This is a genomic window from Litorivivens sp. (genome assembly GCF_041625495.1).
Lineage (GTDB): Bacteria > Pseudomonadota > Gammaproteobacteria > Pseudomonadales > Spongiibacteraceae > Litorivivens.
Map to the genome: position 1 here is coordinate 1 of NZ_JBFJTH010000227.1, position 4688 is coordinate 4688.

Annotated in this window: 3 protein-coding genes; 1 reads left to right on the forward strand and 2 read right to left on the reverse strand. The window is 55.1% G+C overall.

What is annotated here, in order from left to right:
- The first annotated feature begins 83 nt into the window (after window positions 1-83).
- Window positions 84-671, forward strand: coding sequence for a 5-formyltetrahydrofolate cyclo-ligase (locus ABYP39_RS17420; protein ID WP_372747362.1), 588 nt, complete (start codon window positions 84-86; stop codon window positions 669-671).
- A gap of 74 nt (window positions 672-745) precedes the next feature.
- Here ABYP39_RS17420 and ABYP39_RS17425 read toward each other — a convergent pair whose 3' ends face one another.
- On the reverse strand, window positions 746-2413 hold the full coding sequence (locus tag ABYP39_RS17425; RefSeq protein ID WP_372783862.1) for a ShlB/FhaC/HecB family hemolysin secretion/activation protein: 1668 nt from the start codon (window positions 2411-2413) through the stop codon (window positions 746-748).
- Window positions 2414-2495: 82 nt separating this feature from the next.
- Entirely contained in the window at window positions 2496-4634 is a 2139-nt protein-coding gene (locus tag ABYP39_RS17430) for an OmpA family protein (RefSeq protein WP_372759216.1), read from the reverse strand.
- Window positions 4635-4688: the final 54 nt, after the last annotated feature.

Here is a 4688-nt window from a genome sequence, read left to right on the forward strand (position 1 = left end):
TGGGTTCAAGGGTCACGCGGCCAACGGTATCTCCGGGGTTTTTACTGCTTGCTCCCGGCCGGCAGTTTGCCCACCATAAGCGCATGACAACGCTCGAAAAAACCAACCTCCGCAAGCAGCTGCGTGCGCAACGCAGGGCGCTTTCAGACGCCGCTCAAAAGGTCGCCAGCCGCGATCTAGATCGCCGCCTGAGAAAATTAACGCCGGCCCGACGTGCCGGACATATCGCGTTTTACCTACCCAACGACGGAGAAATATCACCCCTGCTCACGCTGCAGCGAATGGCGCGCCAGCAGCATGCCTGCTATCTGCCTTGCCTCGCCGGCAAGGCGTTGATATTCAGACGTTTTCAACCCGGCCAGAAATTGCGCCGAAATCGTTTCAACATTCCTGAGCCGCCCCAGCGGCGCGGCAATGCGCGCCCAGCCCACAAACTCGATGTGATATTTTTACCGCTGGTTGGTTTCGATACTCAGGGTAATCGATTGGGAATGGGAGGCGGCTTTTACGATCGAACCTTAAGTCATCTGCCTCGACAGAAAACGCGCAGGCCTTTACTCGTTGGATTGGCACACGACTTCCAACAAGTGGAACGTCTGCCAGTGCAAAGTTGGGATATTCCTCTGGATGTCATTGCGACCGACAGAAGACTTTACTGGTTATCCCGGTGACGAGCCGTCGTAGGGACATTGAACGGAGGTAGCAGATAAACTACCCCACTCGCAAAACACCTACAGGCAGCCACCTAAAAGATGGCTTTTACCACGACAAAGAAATCGGCTTCAGCGCGATCCAGCGCCGCTTCATCCACATTATCCTCTGACAATGATTCCGCAATGACGGCGCGTACCTCAAGCCAATCCCAAGCGCTCAGCGTCGCACGAATACCCGCATCAGCAATGCTACTTTGATCGCCCAAATCGACCGAACCCAAGGCGCCGGAAGCATTTTCATACTGTGCCGCACCATATTCTGCAAACACTCCACCAGCCAGAGAGAAGTCCCCCAGCTTCCAGGTATGATTGAAACTGAGGTCGGCATGATAGCCGCTATCACCGACCAGCACGCCCGGAAGATACGCGCTGAGCCTATCAACACCGCCAAGGACCCACTGTTGTTGCTGCGGCAGCTGCTCGTCGCTCAGCTGAGCGTTCAAGGCCAACCTGAAGTTACTGTTGGCGCTGAACGCGTAGATGGCTTCTGCCTTCGGCTTGATAACGACAAATTCAGCCGTTCGCTTACCTACCGCCATCCCGGCAGATTGAGAGTCTGTCCCGAGCGTGCCCTTATCACCACTTATACCGCCCTTTATCGCAGCTCCGAGCTTCCAATTCAGCAAGTTCTCGCGGTGCTGTTTAGCTTTGTGATAGGTCGCACCCACCTCCAGCGTTGCATAACGCTCGTCCTGTACCACCTGATCTATATTTGAGTCGATGAGCGAATCGGTATAATCCAGTCGCTGAGACAGGGTGAAGCGGTGATCGATATCACTGGAAATCACCTGATTGCCTGTTATCGCCAGCTGATCGATTTCCGCATCCAATTCAACGTCCCGTTGGGTGGAGCTGGCTGTCGGTAGACACAACAGGCCACCGAAGCCGCTGGGTACAACACAAGCCGTCGATGGAACACTGATGACACCCAGATCTCGTACATACTGCGAATGACGGCCTTCTATACCGTAGAGCCCAAAACTGTAGGCCTTATCCAGCTTCAACTGAAACTGATGATAATCCTCCCCGTCACGCGACTCGCCCCAATCACTGATCGCGTGTTCATAGCCGCCTGACAGCTGGAAACCACTGGAAAAGTTATGTTTGAAACCCAAATCCAGAAAATAACGCCCGGCAAAACGGCTACCCTGATTGCCCAGCTGCACGATGAAATCCGTCGCATCGTGCTCTGCATCAGCTGTTTGGTTAAACACAAGGTCGAGCGCATCCGGCCTTTCAGGCGACGCTTCATAACTTACGCTGTAATCAAGCCCGCTACGCTCAGATTGAATATCCGCCAGCACCTGACGCGTGGAAAACTCTTCACGCGTCAGGTCAGCATCACCAGCGAGATCCTTAAAGTGACGCTTTACAACCTCATTACCGCGAATCTCTCCCACCCGCATCTGCACGGCGTGGAGATAGACAACGTTGTTTGCAGGTGCCGAGTAGAGTAATCGCACCAAGAGATTGCCATTGTTATAGCTAGCGGAATTGATCATAAGAATGAGCTGTGACGGTGTTTGTGCTTTTACAAACAGGGCGTCGAGCTCACCGGCACTGAGGCCGTGATTTCCTGTCAGTCTGATTTCGTACTGCCCCAACTTGCGTGCATACGGCAGACTGACTTCGCTGAACGAAGAAATCTGCTGCGATGAAGTCAATACCGGAGGTAATGCGGGCGGCAAGTCAATAGCCATAGTAAATTCCCAATCATTGTCTTTGTTAACAAGCTAAACGATCACTAGAGATGGCGCCGAATCTCGCGGCGCCTCATTCGCATCAGGTGTTGTTGGGTTTAGCGGTGTCCTGCGGGCGGGTGCTTTCCGGCGCTGCTGAGTCAGCCGAATTGCCACTTGTGTTGCGATTGTCGCTAGCATCACGTTCGGCGGCACCCGTCTCTTCGAGAAACTCCAGCACCTCGTCGTAACTACTTTCGGCTTCAGCCGCTTTTTCTTCACGGCGTTTTGCTTCCTCAGCATCCAATTGCGCTTGACGTTCACGCTTCGCCGCTTCCTCCTTAGCACGCTGCTGCTCTTCACGCGCTATTCTTTCCCATTTCTGGGCGTCAGCTCTGGCTTTTTCCAGTTCGGCTCGCGCCTGCTGCTCACTGTTAGGGGAACCTGTGGAGGACTGCTTTGGCAAGCTCGCTGTTGCCTGTTCTGCGCTGCCACCCTGCGCAGTCGCTGCATGCTGCGCCACTCGTCGATTGGCGTTTTCTGCCTTGATCGCAGCGAAGGTTTGCAGATCTACAACGGTGAGCTCCACACGCCGGTTTAGCGCGCGCCCCTCAGGGTAATCCGCACCACTGTCTGTGGTATTCGCAGCGATAGGGACATTTTCACCAAACCCACGGAAGGTCAGCCGCTCGGGCTTAATCCCATAATTCACAAAGTGCGTATAGATGGCGCGGGCGCGTTTGTATGACAGCTCGTCGTTATAGCTGTCGGCACCTTTGGAATCCGTATGTCCATCAATAGCAATCAGGGCATTGGGATGTTTTTCGATGATACGACGCGCTTCCTCCAGCAAAGCCTTCGAGGGCTCGGTAAGATCCAGAGAGTCGAATTCGAAATTGACACCGCGCAAGACCAGCGACGTGTTTTCATCCAGATGGCAACCTGTGACAAACACATCGGCACCTTCGGGTGTATCTGTGCAATCATCGACATCATCACAAATGCCGTCGCTGTCACTGTCGCCTTCGGCACAGTTGGAATCGGCCAGTAGCAGAGTATCCTCACCGCCCGAGTCTCCGCAGGCAAGGCCTTCACACTCGCCACCGCCGGGGCCACTGCCATCGCCATTATCATCGCTTCCGACGTCAACGGATATTCCACCTCCGTCGCCAGAATTATCGCCACTGATGACGGCTCCAGCGACACCATCACTATTGCCGCTATTGTCGCCCGACAACACCGCAACGCCTGCGGTACTGCCGTTACCTGCGTCGTCTCCGTTAATGACACTCACGCCCGAGAAACCACCGTTTCCGGCGTTGTTTCGACTTAGTGCACCAACACCGGCAACGCCCCCGTTGCCCGATTCATCGCCGTTGATCGCCCCCACACCGACCAATCCGCCGTTACCCGCATTGTCCTCGTTAACCGCGCCAACGCCGACCAATGCGCCGTTGCCTGAACTGCTGCCGCTGATTGCGCTTAAAGCCAGCGTTTCACTATTGCCCGCCTGATCACCCCCAAGCACCGCAACACCCGCGACACTGCCGTTACCAGAGTTATCATCACCCGCCACCGAGATGCCGATCAGGTCGCCATTGCCTGAGCCACCGCCGGAAATCACCGCCAGCCCAATTAGGCCACCATTGCCGCTCGCACCTGGGGTCAATATAGCGACGCCCGCCAAACCATCGGCCGACGCGTTACCAGAATTGTCGGAACCTGCGATAGCCAAGCCCACGGCCTCATCCGAAAAGCCCGGCAGGGTTACCGCATTGGCCAAGTCAAAATTAAGCGCGTCTCCAACACCCGACAATGCACGCACGGAATCAACAACCGGGACGATCACGGCACCGTCCGGGCCCACGGTGTTGCGAAGCGCATCAACCAATGCGCTGTCGGGAGCCAAGCCCAACATGGTGGTCAACTGATCCAGCCCGAGAAAATCTAGCGGGATAGCCGTACCGCCATCCGGGTTGCCAAAACCCAAAAGCTCGGTGCTGCCCAACGTCAATCCTAACCCGTTTTCCGGTGTAAAAAGGTCCAGCCCTAGCACATCATTGTCGCCGGTACCGGTGGGGTTGAGCACATCAACTTCAACGCCACCACCGCTTGCGCTGCCATTTATAAGTGAATTGAGCCCAGTTTGACTGAGCAGGTCTGAGACGGGGTCTGCGATAGCCAGCTGAGATACGAGGCCGAAAGCTGCAGCACCGACAAGGCGCATGGATCGGGTAAACATTTTATCCCTATAAAAGTAATACGTTTAAAACGTGTGTGCAAAGAAGAAAGTTAA

Excerpts from the sequence above, each read along its gene's own strand:
- ABYP39_RS17420 (WP_372747362.1), top strand. The coding sequence starts at position 84 with ATGACAACGCTCGAAAAAACCAACCTCCGCAAGCAGCTGCGTGCGCAA.
- ABYP39_RS17430 (WP_372759216.1), bottom strand. The coding sequence starts at position 4,634 with ATGTTTACCCGATCCATGCGCCTTGTCGGTGCTGCAGCTTTCGGCCTC.
- ABYP39_RS17425 (WP_372783862.1), bottom strand. The coding sequence starts at position 2,413 with ATGGCTATTGACTTGCCGCCCGCATTACCTCCGGTATTGACTTCATCG.